The organism is Xylanibacter ruminicola Ga6B6, assembly GCF_000687715.1.
GTDB lineage: Bacteria > Bacteroidota > Bacteroidia > Bacteroidales > Bacteroidaceae > Prevotella > Prevotella ruminicola_B.
Genome location: NZ_JHXD01000001.1, coordinates 263,628 through 286,854, shown reverse-complemented (window position 1 = coordinate 286,854; position 23,227 = coordinate 263,628). Strand labels below are relative to the sequence as shown.

The window sequence follows — 23,227 nt, the reverse complement described above, 5'->3', positions numbered from 1 at the left end:
TTCTTAGAATGCAACAGTAGCCAGAATCTTGCATAGCGAGGTATTTATTTAACAAACTTTCATTATTCACCCGGCCTAGTTACAAAATTATGTTAAAGTTTAAGGTCTCAATACAACGTTTTGCTTGTTTTTGCATTTAATACTTAGAACTTAGTTCTAAAATGCATCAACCAAATGATTATTATGTATCTATAAAGACGTGAAAAAAGAATTATTACTATTGGCCTGTATGACGCTTGTTGTACAGCACACTGAAGCTCAGAACTACTTCTCTGCGGCTTCCGACTATGCTCGCCTGTATATTGGGCCTGTCGAACCTCAGTATCAGCTATCAAGATGGTACGACATTCCTTATTATAAAGGTAATACAAATATGTATAAAGGGCGAATAAGCTATTATGGGGTAGTTTACAACGATGTTGAGTTGCGCTTCGACCTGATGAAACAGCACGTATCTGTGCTATCGCCCAAAGCAGGTATCTGCTGTCTGCCCGACCAGCAGCATATCGACTGGTTTGAGATGGACGGCTACAGATTTGTACACGACCCAGAGGACAGCACACGCTATGCAGCCCAACTCTGTGACGGCAGCAACAATGGCGTACAACTTTATCATAGTATGTGGAAGCACTATAACGGTGAGAAGACCTTTGGCGAAAGGAAGATACTTAAAAACCTAAGCGACCACGAACACTATACACTCGTTACACCTGATGGTGAAACATATCATGTAAAACGTGCTAAGGATGTGGCAGCACTGTTTCCTGAACAGAAAAAGCAAATTAAGCAGTTTGCCAAACAGCAACATCTTACCTTTAACAAGCAGTGGCGTGAGCAAAGCCTTGCAAAAGTGGTAGCAAGTGTTATCGGCGAAAAGAAGGAAATCGCCACGAGTCATTTGCGACCAGAAACGGCACCAGAAGGAGAGAAAAACAATGCACTTCCTGTTTCGATAGAAAACATCCCTGTTGATTCGCTCATCGCTGGTATTCCCGTACTTGACAGCGACACTTTGTCGATATCAGCTGGTTCGGCAAATACACGAACTTATATTGTTCCTGGCGCCAAGAAAGCAAGGGCAAGCCTTGCCGACGATCAGGAACTGGCCGAGATTGTAGTTGTAGCAGGTCGCCAGTCGGTAGTACAAAGTACCACGATGGGCGCCGAGAAGTTCAAGCCCCAACTACTGAAGAATATCCCATCGGCCTTTGGTGAATCAGACATTATGAAGATAGTGCTTACGCTGCCTGGTGTAACAACCGTTGGCGAGGCCTCAAGCGGATATAACGTACGAGGTGGTGCCACCGATCAGAACCTGATACTGTTTAATGGCGGCACGGTATATAACCCAACACATCTGTTCGGCTTGTTCACATCGTTCAATTCAGATGCGGTCGAGGATGTGGAGCTGTTTAAATCAAGCATCCCCGCAGAATATGGCGGCAGAATAAGTAGTGTGCTGAAAGTGAACTCGAAAGAGGCAAACATGCGTAAGTTTACTGGTTCGGCCAGTATCGGCGCACTTACCAGCAAGGCCAATCTTGAGATACCTATCGTAAAAGATCATGTGTCGCTCTTGCTGAATGCCCGTACCACCTATAGCGACTGGATTCTGAAGCAGTTGCCAGAGGAAAGCGGCTACAAAAACGGTAAGGCCAACTTCTATGACTTTGGCGGCGTGTTTACCTGGAAACTTAACAACATGCATCGACTCAAGATATTCGGATATCTGAGTAATGACAAGTTCTCGTTCAGTTCAGACGACAGTTACGGCTATCAGAACCGCAACTTCTCAGCCGAATGGCGATCGATCCTGAACGAAAAGATAACTACCACGCTCTCAGCAGGATTGGATCATTACGACTATTATAACGACGAAAAGGCCAAACCCACGATGGCTGCCCGACTGAGTTTCGGCATCGATCAGCTGTGGGCCAAGCTACATATCCGCCAGCGTCTGAATGAGAAGCAAAGTCTGTCTTACGGTCTGTCTGTTCAGCATTACGATGTACAGGGCGGCAAGTATGAACCTTTAAACGAGGAATCGTATGTCAATCCAGACCAGCTACAGAAAGAGAAAGCCTTGGAGAGCGGCGCCTATATCGACTACGAACATTCGCTGACCGAGAAATTGTCGGTTTCGGCAGGTTTACGCTATTCAATGTTCAATGCCATTGGTCCGCGCGACGTGAATATCTATGCCGACCAGGAACTGCCATCGCAGGAAACCTTGTTAGAGACACGTCATGAGACAGGTATCATCAAAACCTATCAGGCTCCCGAGTTCCGTTTCTCGGCACGTTATGCCATACAGGATAATTTCTCGATTAAGGCTGGTTTCAACACCATGCACCAGTATATCCACAAGGTTTCTAACACCTCTATCATGTCGCCTACCGATATGTGGAAGCTGTCGGATCTGAACATCAAGCCCCAGAACGGCTGGCAGATTGCTGCAGGTGTCTATTACGAGACACCCGACAAGAACTACGAGTTCTCGGCCGAGACTTACTACAAGCACATCAGCGACTATCTGAACTATCGCAGTTCGGCTGTGCTGTTGATGAATCCACACCTGGAAACAGATGTGATTCCTACAAAAGGAAAGGCCTACGGCGTGGAACTGCAAGCCAAGAAGCCTTATGGTAAGCTAAATGGTTGGGTAAGCTATACTTACTCGCGCTCACTGTTGCGCCAGGACGACAAGCGCGTGGCAACGCCCCTGAACAACGGCGAGTGGTACCCATCGGAATACGACAGACCACATGAGGTAAAAGCTGTGCTGAACTATAAGATTACAGAGCGTTACAGTTTCTCGAGCAACTTTAACTATGCCACTGGTCGCCCAACCACAGTACCTGCAGGCCAGTTCTACAACAACAAGTTAGGTTACCACCTGCCCTACTATACTGAGCGCAACAACTATCGCATTCCCGACTATACACGTCTGGACCTGGCGTTCAACATCGAGCCAACCCATAGGCTAACAGCATTCTTCCACACCTCGTTCTCAATCGGTGTGTATAATGCCCTTGCCCGCAAAAATGCCTATAACATCTATTATGTTACCGAAGGCTCAAGCATCAAGGGCTACAAGCTATCGGTATTTGGTACAGCCATCCCCTATATCTCACTTAACGTACGATTCAACTAATATGAAAAGGATATCATCACTTTTAAAAATCGCCCATTTCATCGTGATTTGTGCCTGCATGCTGACAGGATGCGTGGAGGAATACGAGGCCGATCTGCCTGAGGGCGAAACGAACCTGCTAGTGGTTAACGGTACCATCCGTTCGAACGAAAAAAGCGAGTTCTATATCACAAGGTCTGTTCCACTTAATAAAGAGTCCAACTCTTATGATGAATACGACAGCTACTATTGGGAACCTATTATTTACCATGCAAGAGTTACCATCTGTGGTACCGATGGTTCTGAATACGAATGCCCAATACAGGATAACGGTTATTACACCTGTAACACCCCTGCGCTGGATCCAAACGTATCGTACTATGTAAGGATAGAATGCGATGGCGACATCTATCAGTCGAATCCCGAAAAGCCACTCCACACACCCGACATCGAGAAGCTGGAGTACTATCAGAAAGGCGATTTGGAGGACATCCAGATTCTGCTGACCACAGCCGAGCCTGATGATCCAACACAGACAGCCTACTACACATGGGAATATACCGAAACCTGGGAAGTTAGGCCAAAGCGCCATACAGCTATATATTACGACGTGGAAGCCAAAAAAGCGATGGACATACCCCAAGACGAACTTTATCCAGAAAAGGGGTGGAAGACTGCGGATAGTAAAGCCATTCTAACGGAATCAACAGCTCATTATGTTGGTGGAAAATTCACAAAATACCAGTTACTGGATATTTCATACAAAAATGAACGCATAGCTTGGAACTATTGTAATGAAGTAACCCAACGTGCCATCAGCAAGGCTGAATACGAATACAATAAGGCATGTGTTGAAGCCGGATGGGAGATGGGCGGATTGTTTACCCCCCAGCCATCAGCCCTACCCAGCAACATTCGCTGCACCACCTCGTCGAAAAGAGCGTTAGGCTTTGTGGGCTGCTCGCTGAATACGGTCAGCAAACGTGTGTACATTGATGGGCATGATATCTACAGAGAGGTTCCCCAGCCTGGTCCATACATAAAATTAGAAGACTGCACAGAAATTGATTGCGAGAAAATGGTATATCAGGGCTTGATTCTCTATATATGGGATGATAAGCGATTGATTCTGCAGCCGCTAACCACATGGTGGGCTTATCCTGCCGACTTTGACGTACGCTTGAGTGGTGCAACAACTACCAAGCCCGACTACATGCCACCTTTTGAATAATCACAAAGATAACAAAGATGAACAGAATCATATCACTCATAGCAACTATTCTGCTGGCACACAACACTTTTGCCGCAGAATTCAGAACTGATCGCACCTGGTATCTGGCAGGCGAGCAGATGACAGTAAGTGTAACAGACCAAGATGCCCTGATAGCCTATGCCGAACTGTGCGATACGCAGGGTTTGGCCGCAGGCACCACTATCAGCATCCATAACCATAAAGGTACAGGCACCATTGAACTGCCAGCCAACTTGCATAGCGGTTACTATGCACTATCGGTATATACCCGCCACAGCGCTCAGGTATCAAACCAACTTGTTGCCATCATCAACCCGCTCCACAAGAGCAAAGATGACGATATCGAGTGGCTATCAAGCGACAGCAGCTGGGTAGAAGCCAATGGTACAGCAAAGATGATAAACAAAAAAGGTACAGATACCCGCGAAACCGAAGGACATATCATCAGGGCACGCATCAACAACACCTATAACGGGCGTACCTTTAATGGTGAACAGATTCGTCCGTCGTTAAGCATCGTAGGCAAACAGATTCATTATTTTGAAGGAAAGATGGAGAACGACTCTACAGCCGTGTTCTACACATACGGCATTCACGGCAAGCAACCATTGGTTCTCTCTGCCGCATCACTCACAGGTATGAGTCTGCCCATTGAGATGATCAGTCCGTTTGCCACCTTACTGCCCAAGGAACTTCCACATCTTGTATTCCATTACAAACGCAGCGAAGTAGAGGAACGTTCACTGGCCATGCAGCGCCATCAGATAGCTATTGCCCCCGCCAAACGCGAACTGCAACTGGGCGACTATTCGGATGAGACTGCCGAAGATGGTGTGCCAATGGATTACGACCCAACGGTATTTGGCAATCAGCCCGACATGACATACAATCTCGACGAATACCGTCAGTTTCTCACTATTAAAGAGGTGCTGATTGAGTACGTTCAATGCGTACGAAGCAAGAAGAGTAATGGCGTAACACAGCTGTTTGTACGTAAAGAAGACGACCAATACAACAATTATTGGCCAGCTACGGTACTGATAGACGGCATGCCTGTTATCGACATTGATCGCCTACTGAAGTATGATGCCCGCCGCATCCATTATATCAACATCTATGGCGACATGTACACCTTTGGCAATGGGATAAATAACGGTATACTGTCGTTCATCACACGTTCTGGTCGACTCACCAACTACCCCACAGAGCCTAACACGCAGTATTTAGTGTACGAATTTCCACAATAAATTTGGAAGTTCACGTATTTTGCACTATCTTTGCAGGCGGTTATGCATAAAAACAGGTATAAATACGTGTCGATTGTGAGTGCAGTAGCAGTTTTGCTACTGCTGGCTCTTTATATGTGGATGACCTATCGTTCTGTTACGAAAGATATGACGGAACGCGCTGGCAACCAGCTCACGTGGGCCATGTTCTATGAGAGCTATACACGTGCCGATCTGGTAACAGCCGATGATACACTCAGCTTGTCAGAAGCGCGAGGTAATATATCGTTAGCCTCGTCGGTAGAGGGTATGAACGATGCATTGAGCAAGAATTACCATTCAAACATCTCGCTCGACACTGTAGCTCTCTATGTCGACTCGCTGCTTAGTGTGGCTGACATTAACCGCAATGTAACCATTCTGGAGGTAGATTCGAACAGGAATGTGCTCAGACGCAACAACGAGCGCAATAGCTCGTGGTCGCTACTCACCCGCCCCATCAGCATTCGTAGAGACCAATCGCGAGCCATCCAGCTGGCACTTAACAACCCCTATCCCGAATTGGCTCAGAAACTGAGTCCGCTCTTTCTGTTGAGTGCCTTTATTCTGGGTTTCTTTGCTGTTATTATTGTGCAGCTGTTGAAGTTTATTACCGAACAGGAACAGATGGCAGAATTACGTAACGACTTCTCGTATGCGATGGTTCACGACATGAAATCACCGCTTTCATCGATTATTATGGGTGCCCACTTCCTACATAGCGGTAAGGTTGACGACAAGCCACAAATTAAAGAAAAGTACTATACCATCATTGAAGAAGAAGCCGAACACCTGTTGGCACTCGTCAACAAACTGCTCACCATCTCAAAACTCGAGAACAAAAAGCTGATTCTGAACAAGTGGGATATAGACATAGAACCAATAATTGCCGATTTAATCGAGAAAGCAAAGGCCAAAGCCGACAAGCCTCTCGAGATTATTACCGACCTGAAAATAAGGAATGTGCTGGCCGATGAGCAATACCTTACAGAGGCTATTGCCAACCTGCTGGATAACGCCATTAAATACTCGAAGGACGAGATAAAAATCAAGATTTCATCGATAGATACCGACAAAAACGTACTCTTAAAGGTACGCGACAATGGTATAGGCATCACCAAGGAAGAGCAGCAGATTATCTTCGATAAGTTCGGTCGTGCTGCCATCCACGAAAAGAACCGCAAAGGCGGCGTATCAGGCTTCGGCTTAGGTCTGAACTATGTCGACCAGGTGATGCAAGCCCATGGTGGCAAGGTGACGGTATCGAGTGAGAAAGACAAATATTCAGAGTTTACACTTTATATCCCAAAGAACGTATGATCAAGTTATTGTTAGTTGAAGACGACGAATCGCTCGCTTACATCGAGAAGACAGGTCTGGAAGACATTATTGGTGGCTACGAAGTAATTACCGCCAAGAATGGTAAGGAAGGTGTGAAAGCTTGGGAGGAAACACATCCCGACGTGATTATATCGGATATCGACATGCCTGTGATGAATGGTTTCGAGATGGTAGAACGTATCCGCGAAACGGATGGCGACGTGATTATCATCTTTACCTCGGCTCTCACTTCGCCCAACGATGTGAAGGCCGGCTATCGCTTAGGCATCAATAACTACGTAAAGAAGCCCTTCGTTCCAGAGGAGTTAGACGCACATATCCAAGCACTTATGAAGATGCGTGGTGGCGCCAAAACCCAGAACGAAACGAGCCACTACAAATTGGGTAAATATACGCTGGATGCCAATCACGCCACTCTTCGAAACGACGAAACAGGCGAGGCACAAACCATCACCCAACGAGAGGCTCAGATACTGCAGCTGTTGGCCGAGAACAAGAATAATGTGGTTCGTAGAGAAGCTATCCTGAGTAGATTCTGGAATACTGAAGATGATTATTTTGCTAGTCGTTCGCTCGATGTATTCGTCAATAAACTCAGAAAAGTATTGGCCGACGAACCAAAGATTACGTTGAAAACAGTGAGAGGCATAGGACTCCAGCTATTGGTCAACGCGTAAGCGCAAGCAAAGGTTCAATCGATAGGTTTGTACGATTCCATCGGATGAACAGCCAGATACAAACCTGGTAGAATCAAGACCGCACCAATCAAAAGCCACCATCCGCTGGTAGGAACACCTATCAGCACGAGTGTCAGTGCCCAAAAAGCCACATCACCTATAATAACAGGTATCACACTACGGGTGTACTCATAAACCAACGCCTCGAATTCGGCCATCAACATGGTGACAATCATCAACAAGAAGGTGCCATCAATCATACTCACAAGGGCCATAATCACACCATAAATCGGAATTATTATTTGTGGTCGATGTTTCCACTCCAGTATTTCGCGAATTACAGCACCATAGATGATCAGATTGGCAGTAGCCGAGACAACAGCAACAACCAGCAAAGAGAATACGGGATGATGCTGCATCCAAGCATACGCCTCAATCATCATTTCGTCGCGCCAACCTCTCTCGGCTGCCACATCATTTATCGCAGCATAGAGTACCGCCATGCCGGCCATCATAATAACCATACCTAAGAAAACCTTCCAACGGATTGGCTTAGGAATTCGACCTATCGTATAGCTGGCAAAACCATTCTTTAGGAACACGAAATTAAGAATTAAGCAAAGAACCAGCGCAAGGCCCGAACCTAATCCTGCCAGATAAGACATAGAAGAGGATACTCCAACCTTACCCCCATTAAACCCATCAATGAAACCAATAATAAACCCACCGATAGCACCACCGATGAACATCACAAATAATGTGATGCCCAATGCCAACAGTAGATACATCATTGCCTTCTTCATCGTCTTTGCTTTTTATTCTTTCCGATTGCAAAGGTACGATGAATTTCTTAAAGTAAGATAAAACAGTACGTTATCTTTAGGTTAAATCTTTTTTAACTTACTTTTCCTTATAAATAACATTATTGGCACCACTGGTAATCTTCAGAGCCTCAGGATGTTCCTTGATAAACGAGTCGATATGACGCACACGCTTCTCTTCAAGAATTTCATCAACAGCAATCAGAATACCAGTTTCCTCTACATCGCCAAAACCGTAGTTAATAGCTGTACCAAACAACTTCATAGTTGGCGACAGACTCATATACGCATTAACCAATGGTGGGATGTTATAGCCCAACTTACGGATCTCACCATTCAGCACACGATAGTCGTCCTTGAACGATGTACCACCAAACAGCGACTCCAATTCCTTAGGATCGGTTTCCATTTCCAGCGGTTTCATCGGTATAATCAGCTTCTCTTTATCATCGAAATGCTTCTTCAGGAAGTAGAGAATCATATCGCGACCTTTGCGGATATAGGATGGATACATGGTCATTTTACCAAAGAAATACTTCACGTTAGGCTTAATCACCGTCAGCGCACCAAGACCATCCCACAGGTTATCGAGTGCGAACAAGCTCTTGGCACCCATACGCGAACTCTGATAAGGAAGAGAGACGAATGAACGACCGAGTTCGATGGTCCAAGGGGCATAATCCTTTATAAACTTATCTGAGAAGTGGAACATATGACTGGTAGCCAGAATGGGCTGACCCTTCTCATCGTATTCCCAATCGGTACCAAGCAGATAACGGTAGCCACCGATAATCTCCTCAGCCTCAGGGTTCCATACAATCAACTGCTTGTAACAATTGTCACAAGTATCGAATTCATCGATATCCATCGACTTGCCTGTACCACCACCCGCTTCGCGGAAAGCAATCTCACGTAAACGCCCGATTTCTTTCATCACATTAGGTGCATTGTGAGCCGTAATGACATAAATCTCATTGTGACTCTTGTTCGTCATACGAAGCTGAAGGTCGGGAGTGAGTTCACTCTTGAGTACTTCTTTAGCAATTGGTTGGATAATTTCCTGTTCCATTCTCTCTCTACTTAAAAAGTTTATAGTTTATAGACTTGCTCTTTTACAAATTCCGCCCATTCCATCGGTGATTTCGACTTGTCGAATGTCTGCCAAGGAATAGGCTTACCTATCTTTACCTCGAAGGATTTATGCACGTTTTTGTACATTTCATCGACCAAAAACAGCATAGCCAAGTTAAATGGCAGGTGCTTGTCGCTGAAGTTTGCCAAGCGATAGAAGAACTTACTGTTCTCGCCACTGAAATGAATGGGCACTACATCGCGCTGATACTCCACACTCTTCGAGATAAAGGTCTTTTTCCAGGGAAGATCACGAATCACACCGTTCTTTTTTCGCGAACAGATACCTGCAGGGAACATCAGCATGTGATGATCACTCTGGAAACCCGCCTCGACCATTGCAGGGAAGTTACGACTTTGGTTACCAGTTTTATTGATGGGGATGCACAATGGCGCCAAACCTGGCAGATTCATCAACAGGTCGTTAACCAGATAACGGAATCGGCCCTCATAGAAACGGCCGATGATAGCACCCAGTGCCACACCATCCTCGCCACCCAAAGGGTGATTACTTACAAAAGTATATAGTTTACCATCGTTAGGATCAGGAAGATTCTCCTTGCCAACGATGTTCAGCGTCATATCGAGGTATTTCACACATTCCTCCAACCATTCAACGCCAACTTTATCGCGACTCTCCCAAAGAAAAGCGTTTACCTGGTCCTGGTGGGCTATCTTCTTTAGCCAACTAACCAGAAAACCGGGCACAAACTTAGCCTTTGCACCCATCTTCCCTTTCAGGATTTTTTCAATGTCTATCGTACGCTCTGTTACGGTTGTCATTTCTCTCATATACTAACAAGTTGCAAAAATAGCACATTTCTTTGAATAATGAGCAAAAAATGCAGAAAAAACTTAGTTTTTAAATGTATTTAGGACACGAGAGGGGGCAAAATCATCAAAAAAAGGTTAAATTTGAAAAAAAGTGGGGAATTGTGGTGTAGAGTGGGGAAAAATGAGTAACTTTGCGGCAAATTTATTATTAAATATGTACGCATGCGTTTTATAGGTAATATAGAGGCTAAGATCGACGCTAAGGGAAGAGCTTTCCTGCCAGCTGTTTTCCGCAAGGTGCTACAGGCATCTGGCGAGGAAAACCTGGTACTCAGAAAGGACGTCTTCCAGAATTGCATCGTGCTCTATCCTGAAAGCGTATGGAACGAGCGCCTCGACCTTTTGAAGTCGCAACTACACCCATGGAAGCACACCCACCAGCAGATGTTCCGACAGTTTGTATCGGAGGCAGAAGTTGTAACACTTGATGGTAATGGCCGATTCCTCATCTCTAAGCGCCTGCTGAAGGTTGCCGGGATTGACCAGGACATCCAGTTTATCGGCATGGACAATACCATCGAGATGTGGGCACCAGAGCGACTGAAGCAGACGCTGAAAACCGAAGAAGAATTTGGAATTGAATTTGAGAACATTATGAATAACTGTGAGGCTTTATGATAACCACAGCTGAGACATACCATGTACCCGTGCTTCTCCACGAGAGCATAGACGGACTTGCCATCAAGTCTGGCGGCATTTACGTAGACGTTACCTTTGGCGGTGGCGGCCATAGTAAAGAGATTCTGCGCCGACTCGATGAAAAGGCCCATTTATATAGTTTCGATCAGGATCCAGATGCCGAGAAGAACATCGTAAACGACGATCGCTTTACGTTTGTACGCAGCAACTTCAGATATCTGAAGAATTGGATGCGCTATTACGGTGTGGATCATATCGACGGATTGTTGGCCGACTTAGGAGTATCGAGCCATCACTTTGATGATGAAACACGTGGTTTCTCATTCCGATTCGATGCCCCATTGGATATGCGAATGAATAAACGTGCCGGAACTACTGCAGCCGAGATTCTTAATACCTACGATGAGGAGCAGTTGGCCGACATCTTCTATATCTATGGCGAGCTGAAGAATGCCCGAAAGATAGCATCTATCATTGCCAAGACACGCAATGAGAAGAAGATTGAGACTACTGGCGACCTGATGAGCGCCACCGAGAAACTCTTCCAGCGCGAACGCGAGAAGAAAGAGATGGCCAAGATGTTCCAGGCCCTCCGTATAGAAGTTAATCACGAGATGGATGCCCTGAAGGAGATGCTGAATGGCGCCAAGGATCTGCTCGGCGAGGGCGGACGCCTGTCAGTCATCACCTACCACTCGCTGGAAGACCGCATTGTGAAGAACATGATGAAAGCCGGCAACGTAGAAGGAAAGATCAAGCAAGACTTCTTCGGTCGGATCGAGACACCTTTCCGTTTGATAAACAACAAGGTGATTGTACCCAGCAACGAGGAACAGCAACAGAACCCTCGCAGCCGTAGTGCCAAACTAAGAATAGCTGAGAAAATATAAGAGAGAAGATGGAGAACAAAGAAGAAATTGAACTGCTGGTTGAAGCTGCCGACGTAAAAGAGCATGCCAAGAAAACCATCCAGAAGATTAAGGAAAAGGTGAAGGAGGAAGACCCCAAGCTCACCCCATCCCTGAATCTGAGGACTATTCTTGGTGGCGATTTTCTGACAGCCGACATGGTACGCCGCCAGATCTGGCTGATTGTGCTCATGGTATTGTTCACCATCATCTATGTGGCCTCCAGATACCAGTGCCAGCAGGATCTGATAGCCATCGATAAACTGGAGAAAGAACTGCTGCATGCCAAATACAAGGCTTTGTCGAGTTCGAGTACCCTGACAGAGAAATGCCGTGAGAGTCATGTGCTGGAGGCATTAAAGCAGAACAGAGATACACTGCTACACATTTCCGACCAGCCACCTTATATTATTAATGTACCAGAATAAAGAAACGAGATGAGTAAGTTCAATAGCGATAAAGTCATGCCGCGCTACTTCGTCATAGCAGTAGTACTCACGCTGATTGGTTTTGCCGTAGTGGGCAAAGCCATGTACATCATGACTGCCAAGAAGGATTATTGGACTCAGGTGGCCTCGCGACTGAAGCGCGATAGCGTTACCGTGAAGCCTAATCGTGGAAATATTCTGAGTTGCGACGGTCAGTTGATGGCCAGCAGCATCCCTGAGTACAAGGTATTCATGGATTTCCAGGCAGGCGCCGAAGATTCTACTGGCGTACATAAGCGCGACTCCATCTGGGCTGCCGAGATTGATACCATTTGCTATGGTCTGAACCAGATATTCCCTCAGAAGTCGGCCGCCGAATTCAAGGCGCATCTGTTGGAAGGCAAGCGTAAGGTTATGAAGAACGGCACCGTAGGTGCCCGTCACTGGGCTATCTGGCCTCGCCGTATTGATTACAACACTTTCTGCGAGGTGCACGAACTGCCCATCTTCAGAGAGAAATTGTATAAAGGCGGTTTCCATTGGGAAACCTTCAACTCGCGCCGTAAGCCATTCGGCACCTTGGCCCAGCGTACTATCGGTGAGATGTACGGTGCCAAAGACAGTGCGAAGAACGGACTGGAGCTCTCATTAGACACCCTGCTTCGTGGTAAGAACGGTTTAATGCATCGTCGTAAGATTCTGAGCAAGTACCTCGACATCCCCGTACTGTCGCCCGAGGATGGTGTAGATGTAGTAACCACCATCGATGTAGGCATGCAGGATTTGGCCGAGCGTGCGTTGGTAGATGAACTGAAGGAGATTAACGGCGAAATGGGCGTAGCCATCCTGATGGAGGTAAAGACAGGCGACGTAAAAGCCATTGTAAATATGACCCGTGGATTGGATGGCAACTACTACGAGATGGTGAACAATGCCATCAGCTACCGATGCGAACCAGGTTCGGTATTCAAGGTAGCCTCGTTCCTTGTTGCTCTCGACGATGGTGTAATCGACACCACGATGACCATCCCAACAGGCTGTGGTGTGATGGAGATGCACGGTCGCCCCATGAAGGATCACAACTGGCGTCGTGGCGGCTATGGCACCATCAATGTAGCACGTGCCCTCGAGGTAAGTTCGAACATCGGCGTGAGCTATTTGATCGACAAATACTACGGTCACAACCCCAAGAAATACGTAGAGGGTCTATATAGAATAGGTATACACGAGGACCTGAAGTTGCCTTTGGTGGGTTATCACACCCCTATGATCCGTATGCCGGATACCAAGACTACCGACAGATCCAAGTACTGGAGTAAGACCACCCTACCCTGGATGAGTATTGGTTACGAAACCCAGATAGCACCTATCAACACCGTGGCTTTCTATAATGCGATAGCCAACAACGGTAAGATGATGCAGCCACGCTTTGTTAAGCAGCTGATGAAGAACGGCGAGGTGATTCGCGAGTTCGAACCAGTCGTGCTGAAAGAGCGCATTGCCAAGCCACAGACCATCAAGACCATGCAGACCATTCTGGAACATGTGGTTAGTCAGGGTTTGGGTAAGAAGGCTGGCTCTAAGTCATTCAAGGTGGCCGGTAAGACAGGTACAGCCCAGGTGGCCGACCAGTTTGGTAGCTACCACTCAGGTGTTACCCGTTACTGGTTGAGTTTTGCAGGTTTCTTCCCTGCCGACAACCCACGTTACACCTGTATCGTCTGCCTTAAGAAGTCGGGTCTGCCCGCATCTGGTGGTGGTATGAGTGGTGTGGTATTCCACCATATTGCCGAAGGTGTAATGGCGCAGAGTCTGAAACGTAGCGTAGATGATGCCCGCGATGCGCACTCATCGTTTACACCTGCTGTAAAGAAGGGTGATAACCAGGCAGCCAACTTCGTATTGGCAAGTCTTAAAACCAAGGCATCAGCCCCCAGCAGCGCCAATTACCGCGAAGGCAACAAGCACACGGTGCCCGATGTAACAGGCATGGGTGCCAAAGATGCCGTTTATCTGTTAGAGAGCCGTCGCGTTAAGGCACGCATCAAAGGAAGAGGAAAAGTTAAATCACAAAGTATCCACGCCGGAACCGCAGTTAAGCAAGGTATGGTGTGCGAACTCATTTTAGATTAATATATATAATAAGGTATAAGCATATGAAGTTAAATGAACTGCTCAAGAATGTAGAAGTACTCAACACGCAGGGCGATGTTGATGTAGAGATCACGGGTGTGAATATCGATTCACGTCGCATTGAAGCTGGTCATCTGTTCGTTGCCATCCCAGGCACCGTAACCGATGGACACAAGTTCATTCCAAAAGCCATTGAGTTAGGAGCAACTGCAGTATTGTGTGAGAAATTGCCAGAGGAACAGGATCCTAAAGTAACATTCGTTCAAGTTGCATCCACCGAGAGCAGTGTTGGCGAGGTTGCCACCCAGTTCTATGGCGACCCATCGCGTAAACTCAAACTGGTAGGTGTAACAGGCACCAACGGCAAAACCACCATCGCCACCTTATTATATAATATGTTCCGTAAGTTCGGACATAAGTGCGGTCTGCTGTCAACCGTATGCAACTACATCGAGGACGAGGCTATCCCAGCCGATCATACAACTCCCGACCCCATCGAGCTGAACCGCTTGCTGGCTCAGATGGTTAATGCCGGTTGCGAGTACGCCTTTATGGAGTGCTCAAGTCACGCTATCGCTCAGAAGCGTATCGGCGGACTGAAGTTTGCAGGAGGTTTGTTCACCAATCTGACACGCGACCACCTGGACTATCATAAGACCTTTGAGAACTACCGCGATGCCAAGAAGGCTTTCTTCGATGGTTTGGAGAAAGATGCCTTTGCCATTACTAATGCCGATGACAAGAATGGTATGGTGATGGTACAGAACTGCAAGGCCAACGTAAAGACCTACTCTACCCGCACAATGGCCGATTTCAAGGCTAAGATCATCGAGTGCCACTTCGAGGGTATGTATCTCGATATCAACGGTAAGGAAGTTGGTGTACAGTTTATCGGTAAGTTCAACGTCAGCAACCTGCTGGCCGTTTATGGCGCAGCTGTGATGTTAGGCAAGAAGCCCGAGGATATCCTGCTCATCCTGAGCACGTTGAAGAGCGTGAACGGAAGATTGGAGCCTATCCATTCACCCGAAGGCTATACTGCCATTGTTGACTATGCCCACACCCCTGATGCCTTGGAGAATGTGCTCAATGCCATCCACGAAGTGCTGAACGGCAAGGGTAAAGTCATCACCGTATGCGGTGCTGGCGGTAACCGTGATAAAGGTAAGCGTCCCATCATGGCGCAGGAGGCCGTTAAGCAGAGCGACAAGGTAATTATCACCTCAGACAACCCCCGTTTTGAGGAGCCACAGGATATCATCAACGATATGCTGGCTGGTCTCGACCAGAAGCAAATGAAGAAGGTGTTAAGCATTGTTGATCGCCGTGAGGCTATCCGCACCGCCTGCATGCTGGCCGAAAAGGGCGACGTTATCCTGATTGCCGGTAAAGGCCATGAAGACTATCAGGAAATTAAAGGTGTAAAGCACCACTTTGACGATAAGGAAGTAGTAAAGGAAATTTTTAACTCTTAATATTATCAACAATGTTATACTATCTGTTCAGATTCCTCGACCAGTACGATATACCTGGATCACACATGTGGGCGTACATCTCGTTCCGCTCACTCCTCACGCTCATCCTCTCGCTGATAATCTCAGCATGGTTTGGTGAGAAGTTTATTAAATGGATGAAGCGCCGCAGCATTTTTGAGACCGAACGCGATCCAAGTATCGACCCATTCGGAGTCGAGAAGAAAGGTGTACCAACCATGGGTGGTATCATCATCATCGTGAGCATCCTCATCCCCGTGCTGCTCTTCGGTCGTATCCGCAACACTTACCTTATTCTGATGGTTATCACCACTGTATGGTTAGGTTTCTTGGGATTCCTCGACGACTATATCAAGATTTTCAGACGCAACAAGGACGGCTTGAAGGGTAAGTATAAGATTGTTGGTCAGGTAAGTATCGGCTTCATCGTTGGTCTTACACTCTGGCTCAGTCCTGATGTAGTGGTTCGCGAGAATGTGAACGTCCGTCAGCAGAACCAGGAGATTGTGGTAAAACATAAGAAGGAGGCTGTAAAATCGTTACAGACCACCATCCCATTCATAAAGAATCACAACCTGAACTACTCTAACATTATGTCGTTCTGCGGCAAGTATAAGGTAGCTGCTGGTTGGATTATATTCGTATTCATCACTATCTTTGCCGTTACAGCCGTATCAAACGGTGCCAACCTCAACGATGGTATGGATGGTATGTGTGCAGGAAACTCAGCTATTGTCGGTGTGGCATTAGGCATACTGGCCTATGTATCATCACACATCGGCTATGCCTCATACTTCGACATTATGTATATCCCCCACTCTGAGGAGTTGGTTGTATTCCTTTGCGCATTCATCGGAGCCATGATTGGTTTCCTATGGTACAATGCCTATCCCGCTCAGGTTTTCATGGGCGATACTGGTTCGCTTACCATCGGTGGTATCATCGGTGTAGCTGCCATCATCATTCACAAGGAGTTGCTGCTGCCTATCCTGTGCGGTATCTTCTTCGTCGAGAGTCTGAGTGTGATTATCCAGACCCAGTGGTTCAAGTTCATGAAGCGCAAGGGTCAGCGTGTGCGCGTTTTCCGTGCCACACCTATCCACGACAATTTCCGTAAGCTCGACACACAGCTCGATGCTACAAGTAGATATATTCTGAAGAGCTGGCCTCATCGTCCGTTCCACGAGTCAAAGATCACTATCCGATTCTGGATTACCTCGATTATTCTGGCCGCCCTCACCATCATTACATTAAAGATGCGTTAAATAAGTATATGAAAAGGATTGTTATATTAGGAGCAGGAGAAAGTGGCGCAGGAGCCGCTGTTCTCGCAAAGAAAGAAGGTTTCGATGTGTTTGTATCAGACATGTCGAAGATTGCCGACAAGTACAAGAAACAGTTGGACGACCACCAGATTGAGTGGGAAGAGGGTCAGCACACAGAAGAGAAGATTCTGAATGCCGACGAGATCATCAAGAGTCCAGGCATCCCCGATACCGCTCCCATGATTCAGAAGATCATTGCCAAGGGTATCCATATCATCAGCGAGATTGAGTTTGCTGGTCGCTATACCAATTCAAAGATGATCTGTATCACAGGTTCTAACGGTAAGACCACCACTACCTCGCTCATCTATCATATCTTTAAGGAGGCTGGTTACGATGCCGGTTTGGCTGGTAACATCGGAAACTCGCTGGCTCTGCAGGTGGCCGAGGATCCACACGAATACTACATCATTGAGCTCAGCTCATTCCAGCTTGATAACATGTACGATTTCCGTGCCGATATCGCTATTCTGCTGAATATCACGCCCGACCATCTGGATCGTTACAACTTCGAGATGCAGAATTATGTGGATGCAAAGATGCGTATCATCCAGAACCAGACAGATAAGGATGCCTTCATCTACTGGGCCGACGATCCCATCATCAAGCGCGAATTAGAGAAGTACGATATCCACTCTATCCAGTATCCATTCTCTGAGCTGAAGGAGAAAGGCGTGATTGGCTACATCGAGGAGGGTCAGTATAAGATTGAAAAGCCCGAGCCATTCAACATGGAGCAGGAAAGCCTGAGTCTTACAGGTAAGCACAATATCTACAACTCGCTGGCTGCCGGTATTGCTGCCGACATTGCAGGTATCAAGAAGGAAGAGATCCGCAAGAGTCTGAGCGACTTCCCAGGTGTTGAGCACCGTTTGGAAAAGGTTTGCACCGTTCGTGGCGTGCAGTATATCAACGACTCAAAGGCTACCAACGTAGATGCCTGCTGGTACGCCCTCGAGGCTATGAAGACCAAGGTTATTCTCATTATCGGTGGTAAGGATAAGGGTAACGATTACGAGCCCATCAAACCACTGGTTAAGGAGAAGTGCTCGGGTATTGTGTACCTGGGTGCAGATAACCAGAAGTTGCACGACAACTTCGACAACTTAGGCATTCCCGTTCGCGACACCCACTCTATGAAGGAGTGTATGGAGGCCTGCTACGAGATGGCTAAGCCCGGCGAAACCGTACTGTTAAGCCCCTGCTGTGCTTCGTTCGACCTCTTTAAGAACATGGAGGATCGCGGCGAGCAGTTTAAGACAATAGCAAGAAGTCTGTAAAGAATGAACAAGAAAATAGGCAACATCTTTAAAGGAGACAAGGTCATCTGGATGGTATTTTTCTTCCTCTGTATGATCAGTATTGTCGAGGTATTCTCTGCCTCGAGTAACCTGACGTATAAGAGCCAGAACTACATGGGTCCTATCGTGTTCCACACCGTCACCATCATATTAGGTGCAGTGGTAGCAGTAGTTACCCTTAACATCCCGTGCCGCTACTTCAAGCTGATGACGCCTTTCTTACTCATCATCACCGTAGTACTGCTACTATGGGTACTGGCAGCTGGCGAACGAACCGGTGATGCCAGCCGATGGATTAATATCTTCGGCTTAACGTTCCAGCCGTCAGAGATAGCCAAAGGCACCATTGTGCTGGCCACAGCCCAGATTCTGAGTGCCATGCAACGCGAGAACGGGGCTGATAAAAAAGCCTTTAAGTATATTCTGTGCATCGTGGCCCCCATCGCCTTCCTGATTATGGTCGAGAACCTGTCGACGGCAGCCCTGCTGTGCTCGGTCGTATATCTCATGATGATTATCGGCCGTGTGCCAGCCCTGCAACTGATAAAACTGGCAGGTGTGGTAATTGGTCTGGCACTGGTAGGTTTGCTACTCATTATGGCCGTTGGTAACGACACCAATGTGGCCGTAGATAAAGCCCAGACCGAGCAGGTGGTTACTGCCCCCAAGGAGAAGAGTAAAATCGAGAAGTTGCTGCACCGTGCAGATACCTGGAAATCACGTATCAAGAAATTCTCGAACAAAGAGGAGATTACTCCCGACCAGTACGACCTCGACAAGGATGCACAGGTGGCACACGCCAACATTGCCATCGTATCGAGTAACATCATCGGTAAAGGTCCTGGTCAGTCGGTTGAGCGCGACTTCCTGTCGCAGGCCTTCTCCGACTTTATCTTCGCTATTGTCATCGAGGAGTTAGGCATTATAGGTGCCACTTTTGTAGTATTCCTTTACATTGTACTGCTATACCGCACCGCCCGTATTGCCAGTCGCTGCGAGAACAATTTTCCAGCCTTCCTGGCCATGGGTCTGGCCCTGCTGTTAGTCATCCAGGCCTCGTTCAATATGCTGGTAGCCGTAGGTATCGCACCCGTTACCGGACAGCCACTCCCACTCATCAGTAAAGGTGGTACATCTACCATCATTAACTGCGCCTATATCGGTATTATATTAAGTGTTAGCCGTTCTGCGAAAAAAAGGGAGTTAAAAATAGCAGAATAAGAAATTAAATTTGTAATTTTGCACGCAATAATCAAATATGATATGGAAGAACTGAGAGTCATCATTAGCGGAGGAGGCACTGGAGGACATATTTTCCCAGCCGTCTCGATAGCAAATGCCGTGAAGGCACTGCGCCCCGACGCCAAAATTCTGTTTGTTGGCGCCCTTGGACGAATGGAGATGCAACGCGTGCCAGCTGCAGGTTACGAAATCAAAGGTTTGCCTATCTGCGGTTTCGACAGAAAGAATTTACTCAAGAACTTTAAGGTTCTGTACAAGATATGGAAGAGCCAGCGTATGGCCAAGCAGATTATCAAGGATTTTAAGCCTCAGGTAGCTGTGGGTGTTGGCGGTTATGCCAGCGGTCCAACCCTTAACAAGGCAGCCGCCATGGGTATTCCCTGCTTGATTCAGGAGCAGAACTCATACGCAGGTGTTACCAACAAGCTGTTGGCCAAGAAAGCCGCCAAGATCTGTGTGGCTTACGAGGGAATGGAACGTTTCTTCCCTGCCGACAAGATTATCCTCACAGGAAATCCCGTACGTCAGGCTCTGCTCGACACAAAGATTTCGCGCGAGGATGCCATCAAGACCTTTGGTCTCGATCCTGCCAAGAAGACCATTCTGCTGGTAGGTGGTAGCCTTGGTGCCCGCACCGTTAACGAGAGCGTGCTGCAGCACCTCGACCTGGTAAAGGCAGCCGATGCCCAGTTTATCTGGCAAACAGGCAAATACTATAGCGCCGAGATTGCAGAGAGACTGAAGGGAGAGAATATCCCCAATCTGGTGGTAACCGACTTTATCACTGATATGGGCGCTGCTTACAAGGCAGCCGATCTGGTTATCAGTCGTGCCGGCGCCAGCAGTATCTCTGAGTTCTGTCTTATTGGCAAGCCCGTTATCCTGGTGCCAAGCCCTAATGTGGCCGAGGATCACCAGACCAAGAACGCTCTGGCTCTGGCCAACCGCGATGCCGCCATCTACGTAAAGGATGCCGACGCACCAGCCACCCTGTTGGAGCTGGCCATTAAGACGGTTGCCGATGCCCAGAAGCTACAATCGCTGAGCGAGAATGTGCTGAAGCTCGCTCTGCCCGACTCTGCCGACATCATTGCCAAAGAGGTTATCAAATTGGCGGGAAAGTAAGAAGTGAAAAGCGAAGAGTGAAAAAAAGATTATGGAATTAAACGATATAAAAGCAGTATATTTTGTAGGCGCCGGTGGCATTGGAATGAGTGCCATCGCCCGTTACTTTATTAAGAAAGGCCTGGTGGTAGCTGGTTATGACAAGACCCCATCCGACCTGACCAAGCACCTCGAGAACGAGGGTATGCTTATCCATTACCATGAAAGTGTCGACGAGATTCCTCACGTGTGCAAGAAGAAAGAGTCGTGTCTGGTTATCTACACCCCAGCCATCCCTGCCGATCATCAGGAGCTCAAGTTCTTCCGCGAGAATGGTTTCGAAATCCAGAAGCGTGCTCAGGTACTGGGTACCCTTACCAAGAGTCACAAAGGTCTCTGCGTAGCAGGTACCCATGGTAAGACCACCACATCTACCATGTGTGCTCACATCATGCACCAGAGTCAGCTCGACTGTAATGCCTTCTTGGGTGGTATCTCCAAGAACTATGGCACCAACTATATCCTGTCGGATTCAGACTACGTAGTTATCGAGGCCGATGAGTTCGACCGCTCTTTCCACTGGCTGCGCCCTTGGATGAGCGTTATCACCTCTACCGACCCCGACCATCTGGACATCTATGGTACCAAAGAGGCTTACCTGGAGAGTTTCCGTCATTACACTGAGCTCATCCAGCCAGGCGGTGCCCTGATTATCCATCGCGATCTGGAGATGAAGCAGAACGTACAGGAAGGTGTTCGTATATACGACTACAGTCTGAACGAGGGTGACTTCCATGCTGAGAATATCCGCATTGATAACGGCGAGATTACATTCGATTTCATTTCGCCCATCGAGAGCGTAAAGAACGTACAGTTAGGTCAACCCGTGCCCATCAATATCGAAAACGGTATTGCTGCTATGGCTATGGCACAGCTAAATGGTTGTACAGCCGACGAACTGAAGTACGGCATGCAGACCTATGGTGGTGTGGATCGACGTTTCGACTTCAAGATCAAGACCGATAAGTTGGTGTTCCTGAGCGATTACGCCCATCATCCAAAAGAGATCTATCAGAGTGCCAAGAGTATCCGCGAGCTGTATAAGAACAAGCATATCACTGCTATCTTCCAGCCCCACCTCTACACCCGCACCCGCGATTTCTACAAGGATTTCGCCGATGCTCTGAGTCAGCTCGACGAGGTGATACTGACTGAGATATATCCCGCCCGCGAATTACCTATCGAGGGTGTAACCTCGAAGCTCATCTACGACAACCTGAAGCCAGGTGTGAAGAAGGAGATGATACAGAAGGCCGATGTACTCAACTACATCAAGGACCACGATTTCGAGGTACTCATCGTACTCGGTGCTGGCGACCTGGACAACCAGGTTCCCCAGATGGTCAAGGTTTTAAATAGTAAATAGTATAATTGTAAAATACAAATGACTTTCAACTGGAAACATATCCTCTTGGTAGCCTGCAACGCAGCCGTTGGCATCTACTTGATACTGGCCGTCACCGCTTTCAACAGCCCCGACGAAGCCATGGCCAAGGCCTGCACCGAGGTTAACATCGACATCGAACAGGAGTCGATGGAGGGTTTCCTGAATCCAGTCGAAGTCAAGAAGCTGCTCACACAGTATCAGTTGTACCCACTCTCGCAACCCATGAACACCATCTCGCCACGCAAGATGGAGGAGACCCTGCTTAAGAGTCCGTTTGTTGAGAAGGCAGAGTGCTATAAAACACTAAACGGACATGTGTGCATCAGCATCAAACAGCGTATACCTGTTATCCGCATCATGGCCGAGAATGGCGAGAACTACTATCTCGACCATCATGGCAACATCATGCCCGAGGCAGGTTATGCCACAGATATTCTGGTAGCCACAGGCCGCATCAGCAAGAAGTACGCCCAGAAAGCCCTGTCGAAGGTGGCCAACCAGATTGTAGGCGATAGTTTCTGGCGTAACCAGGCTGTGCAGCTCAACGTTCTGCCCAATGGCACCATCGAAATGGTACCCCGTGTAGGCGAGCATGTAGTGTACCTGGGCTCGCCCACAAATATCGACAGCAAGCTCGAACGTCTGCGTAAGTTCTACATCTACGGTCTTAACAAGGCCGGTTGGAACAAGTACAACTATATTAATGTAGAGTTCAGCAACCAAATTATATGTAAAAAAGTGAATAGTGATTAA

Annotated in this window: 19 protein-coding genes; 16 read left to right on the top strand and 3 right to left on the bottom strand. The window is 47.4% G+C overall.

Going from position 1 to position 23,227, the window contains the following annotated elements:
• Nucleotides 1-199 precede the first annotated feature (199 nt).
• The 5 genes from T500_RS14865 to T500_RS0101195 are packed head-to-tail and all read left to right on the top strand — an operon-like array spanning nucleotide 200 to nucleotide 7,668.
• Nucleotides 200-3,154: a TonB-dependent receptor plug domain-containing protein gene (locus tag T500_RS14865; protein ID WP_230580813.1), complete on the top strand. Its 2,955-nt coding sequence runs from the start codon at nucleotides 200-202 to the stop codon at nucleotides 3,152-3,154.
• Nucleotide 3,155: 1 nt separating this feature from the next.
• The gene (locus T500_RS0101210) at nucleotides 3,156-4,364 is read left to right on the top strand and encodes a DUF4249 domain-containing protein (RefSeq protein WP_196243443.1); all 1,209 of its coding nucleotides are present in this window, start codon (nucleotides 3,156-3,158) and stop codon (nucleotides 4,362-4,364) included.
• Between the two features lie 17 nt (nucleotides 4,365-4,381).
• Nucleotides 4,382-5,632 (top strand): hypothetical protein, encoded by a 1,251-nt coding sequence (locus T500_RS0101205; protein ID WP_028906605.1) that lies wholly within the window; start codon nucleotides 4,382-4,384, stop codon nucleotides 5,630-5,632.
• Between the two features lie 42 nt (nucleotides 5,633-5,674).
• Nucleotides 5,675-6,970 carry a sensor histidine kinase gene (locus tag T500_RS0101200; protein ID WP_028906604.1) on the top strand — a complete coding sequence of 432 codons (1,296 nt, stop codon included), beginning with the start codon at nucleotides 5,675-5,677 and terminating at the stop codon, nucleotides 6,968-6,970.
• Nucleotides 6,967-7,668, top strand: a complete 702-nt coding sequence (locus T500_RS0101195; RefSeq protein ID WP_028906603.1) for a response regulator transcription factor — start codon at nucleotides 6,967-6,969, stop codon at nucleotides 7,666-7,668. Before T500_RS0101200 ends, T500_RS0101195 begins: the two co-directional genes overlap by 4 nt.
• A 14-nt stretch (nucleotides 7,669-7,682) precedes the next feature.
• Here the strand turns inward: T500_RS0101195 and T500_RS0101190 are convergent, their stop codons facing one another.
• The 3 genes from T500_RS0101190 to T500_RS0101180 form a co-directional block, all read right to left on the bottom strand.
• Nucleotides 7,683-8,471 (bottom strand): hypothetical protein, encoded by a 789-nt coding sequence (locus tag T500_RS0101190; RefSeq protein WP_028906602.1) that lies wholly within the window; start codon nucleotides 8,469-8,471, stop codon nucleotides 7,683-7,685.
• A gap of 97 nt (nucleotides 8,472-8,568) precedes the next feature.
• Nucleotides 8,569-9,558 carry a GNAT family N-acetyltransferase gene (locus tag T500_RS0101185; RefSeq protein WP_028906601.1) on the bottom strand — a complete coding sequence of 330 codons (990 nt, stop codon included), beginning with the start codon at nucleotides 9,556-9,558 and terminating at the stop codon, nucleotides 8,569-8,571.
• A gap of 20 nt (nucleotides 9,559-9,578) precedes the next feature.
• Nucleotides 9,579-10,403, bottom strand: coding sequence for a glycerol acyltransferase (locus T500_RS0101180; RefSeq protein WP_028906600.1), 825 nt, complete (start codon nucleotides 10,401-10,403; stop codon nucleotides 9,579-9,581).
• Nucleotides 10,404-10,616: 213 nt separating this feature from the next.
• Here T500_RS0101180 and mraZ point away from each other — a divergent pair, with 213 nt between their 5' ends.
• Genes mraZ through T500_RS0101125 form a run of 11 tightly spaced genes read left to right on the top strand, consistent with a single transcriptional unit; the run spans nucleotide 10,617 to nucleotide 23,227 of the window.
• Nucleotides 10,617-11,072 carry a division/cell wall cluster transcriptional repressor MraZ gene (gene mraZ, locus T500_RS0101175; RefSeq protein ID WP_028906599.1) on the top strand — a complete coding sequence of 152 codons (456 nt, stop codon included), beginning with the start codon at nucleotides 10,617-10,619 and terminating at the stop codon, nucleotides 11,070-11,072.
• Entirely contained in the window at nucleotides 11,069-11,983 is a 915-nt protein-coding gene (rsmH, locus tag T500_RS0101170) for a 16S rRNA (cytosine(1402)-N(4))-methyltransferase RsmH (RefSeq protein WP_028906598.1), read from the top strand. The genes mraZ and rsmH overlap by 4 nt, the downstream gene beginning before the upstream one ends.
• Before the next feature lie 8 nt (nucleotides 11,984-11,991).
• On the top strand, nucleotides 11,992-12,429 hold the full coding sequence (locus T500_RS0101165; RefSeq protein ID WP_013064597.1) for an FtsL-like putative cell division protein: 438 nt from the start codon (nucleotides 11,992-11,994) through the stop codon (nucleotides 12,427-12,429).
• A gap of 9 nt (nucleotides 12,430-12,438) precedes the next feature.
• Nucleotides 12,439-14,562, top strand: coding sequence for a penicillin-binding protein (locus T500_RS0101160; RefSeq protein ID WP_028906597.1), 2,124 nt, complete (start codon nucleotides 12,439-12,441; stop codon nucleotides 14,560-14,562).
• A 23-nt stretch (nucleotides 14,563-14,585) separates the two neighbouring features.
• Nucleotides 14,586-16,037, top strand: coding sequence for a UDP-N-acetylmuramoyl-L-alanyl-D-glutamate--2,6-diaminopimelate ligase (locus tag T500_RS0101155; protein ID WP_028906596.1), 1,452 nt, complete (start codon nucleotides 14,586-14,588; stop codon nucleotides 16,035-16,037).
• 11 nt (nucleotides 16,038-16,048) lie between these two features.
• Entirely contained in the window at nucleotides 16,049-17,320 is a 1,272-nt protein-coding gene (locus tag T500_RS0101150; protein ID WP_028906595.1) for a phospho-N-acetylmuramoyl-pentapeptide-transferase, read from the top strand.
• Nucleotides 17,321-17,328: 8 nt separating this feature from the next.
• Nucleotides 17,329-18,660, top strand: a complete 1,332-nt coding sequence (gene murD / locus T500_RS0101145) for a UDP-N-acetylmuramoyl-L-alanine--D-glutamate ligase (RefSeq protein WP_028906594.1) — start codon at nucleotides 17,329-17,331, stop codon at nucleotides 18,658-18,660.
• Nucleotides 18,661-18,663: 3 nt separating this feature from the next.
• Nucleotides 18,664-19,902: an FtsW/RodA/SpoVE family cell cycle protein gene (locus tag T500_RS0101140; RefSeq protein WP_028906593.1), complete on the top strand. Its 1,239-nt coding sequence runs from the start codon at nucleotides 18,664-18,666 to the stop codon at nucleotides 19,900-19,902.
• A gap of 42 nt (nucleotides 19,903-19,944) precedes the next feature.
• Nucleotides 19,945-21,048 carry an undecaprenyldiphospho-muramoylpentapeptide beta-N-acetylglucosaminyltransferase gene (gene murG, locus T500_RS0101135; RefSeq protein ID WP_028906592.1) on the top strand — a complete coding sequence of 368 codons (1,104 nt, stop codon included), beginning with the start codon at nucleotides 19,945-19,947 and terminating at the stop codon, nucleotides 21,046-21,048.
• Nucleotides 21,049-21,079: 31 nt separating this feature from the next.
• A complete protein-coding gene (gene murC / locus T500_RS0101130) occupies nucleotides 21,080-22,453 on the top strand; it encodes a UDP-N-acetylmuramate--L-alanine ligase (RefSeq protein WP_028906591.1) in 1,374 nt (457 codons plus the stop codon).
• An 18-nt stretch (nucleotides 22,454-22,471) separates the two neighbouring features.
• A complete protein-coding gene (locus tag T500_RS0101125; protein ID WP_028906590.1) occupies nucleotides 22,472-23,227 on the top strand; it encodes a cell division protein FtsQ/DivIB in 756 nt (251 codons plus the stop codon).

What these genes read in the sequence shown, in the direction of transcription:
- T500_RS0101210 (WP_196243443.1), top strand. Translation starts at nt 3,156, where the DNA reads ATGAAAAGGATATCATCACTTTTAAAAATCGCCCATTTCATCGTGATT.
- T500_RS0101205 (WP_028906605.1), top strand. Translation starts at nt 4,382, where the DNA reads ATGAACAGAATCATATCACTCATAGCAACTATTCTGCTGGCACACAAC.
- T500_RS0101200 (WP_028906604.1), top strand. Translation starts at nt 5,675, where the DNA reads ATGCATAAAAACAGGTATAAATACGTGTCGATTGTGAGTGCAGTAGCA.
- T500_RS0101195 (WP_028906603.1), top strand. Translation starts at nt 6,967, where the DNA reads ATGATCAAGTTATTGTTAGTTGAAGACGACGAATCGCTCGCTTACATC.
- T500_RS0101190 (WP_028906602.1), bottom strand. Translation starts at nt 8,471, where the DNA reads ATGAAGAAGGCAATGATGTATCTACTGTTGGCATTGGGCATCACATTA.
- T500_RS0101185 (WP_028906601.1), bottom strand. Translation starts at nt 9,558, where the DNA reads ATGGAACAGGAAATTATCCAACCAATTGCTAAAGAAGTACTCAAGAGT.
- T500_RS0101180 (WP_028906600.1), bottom strand. Translation starts at nt 10,403, where the DNA reads ATGACAACCGTAACAGAGCGTACGATAGACATTGAAAAAATCCTGAAA.
- mraZ (WP_028906599.1), top strand. Translation starts at nt 10,617, where the DNA reads ATGCGTTTTATAGGTAATATAGAGGCTAAGATCGACGCTAAGGGAAGA.
- rsmH (WP_028906598.1), top strand. Translation starts at nt 11,069, where the DNA reads ATGATAACCACAGCTGAGACATACCATGTACCCGTGCTTCTCCACGAG.
- T500_RS0101165 (WP_013064597.1), top strand. Translation starts at nt 11,992, where the DNA reads ATGGAGAACAAAGAAGAAATTGAACTGCTGGTTGAAGCTGCCGACGTA.
- T500_RS0101160 (WP_028906597.1), top strand. Translation starts at nt 12,439, where the DNA reads ATGAGTAAGTTCAATAGCGATAAAGTCATGCCGCGCTACTTCGTCATA.
- T500_RS0101155 (WP_028906596.1), top strand. Translation starts at nt 14,586, where the DNA reads ATGAAGTTAAATGAACTGCTCAAGAATGTAGAAGTACTCAACACGCAG.
- T500_RS0101150 (WP_028906595.1), top strand. Translation starts at nt 16,049, where the DNA reads ATGTTATACTATCTGTTCAGATTCCTCGACCAGTACGATATACCTGGA.
- murD (WP_028906594.1), top strand. Translation starts at nt 17,329, where the DNA reads ATGAAAAGGATTGTTATATTAGGAGCAGGAGAAAGTGGCGCAGGAGCC.
- T500_RS0101140 (WP_028906593.1), top strand. Translation starts at nt 18,664, where the DNA reads ATGAACAAGAAAATAGGCAACATCTTTAAAGGAGACAAGGTCATCTGG.
- murG (WP_028906592.1), top strand. Translation starts at nt 19,945, where the DNA reads ATGGAAGAACTGAGAGTCATCATTAGCGGAGGAGGCACTGGAGGACAT.
- murC (WP_028906591.1), top strand. Translation starts at nt 21,080, where the DNA reads ATGGAATTAAACGATATAAAAGCAGTATATTTTGTAGGCGCCGGTGGC.
- T500_RS0101125 (WP_028906590.1), top strand. Translation starts at nt 22,472, where the DNA reads ATGACTTTCAACTGGAAACATATCCTCTTGGTAGCCTGCAACGCAGCC.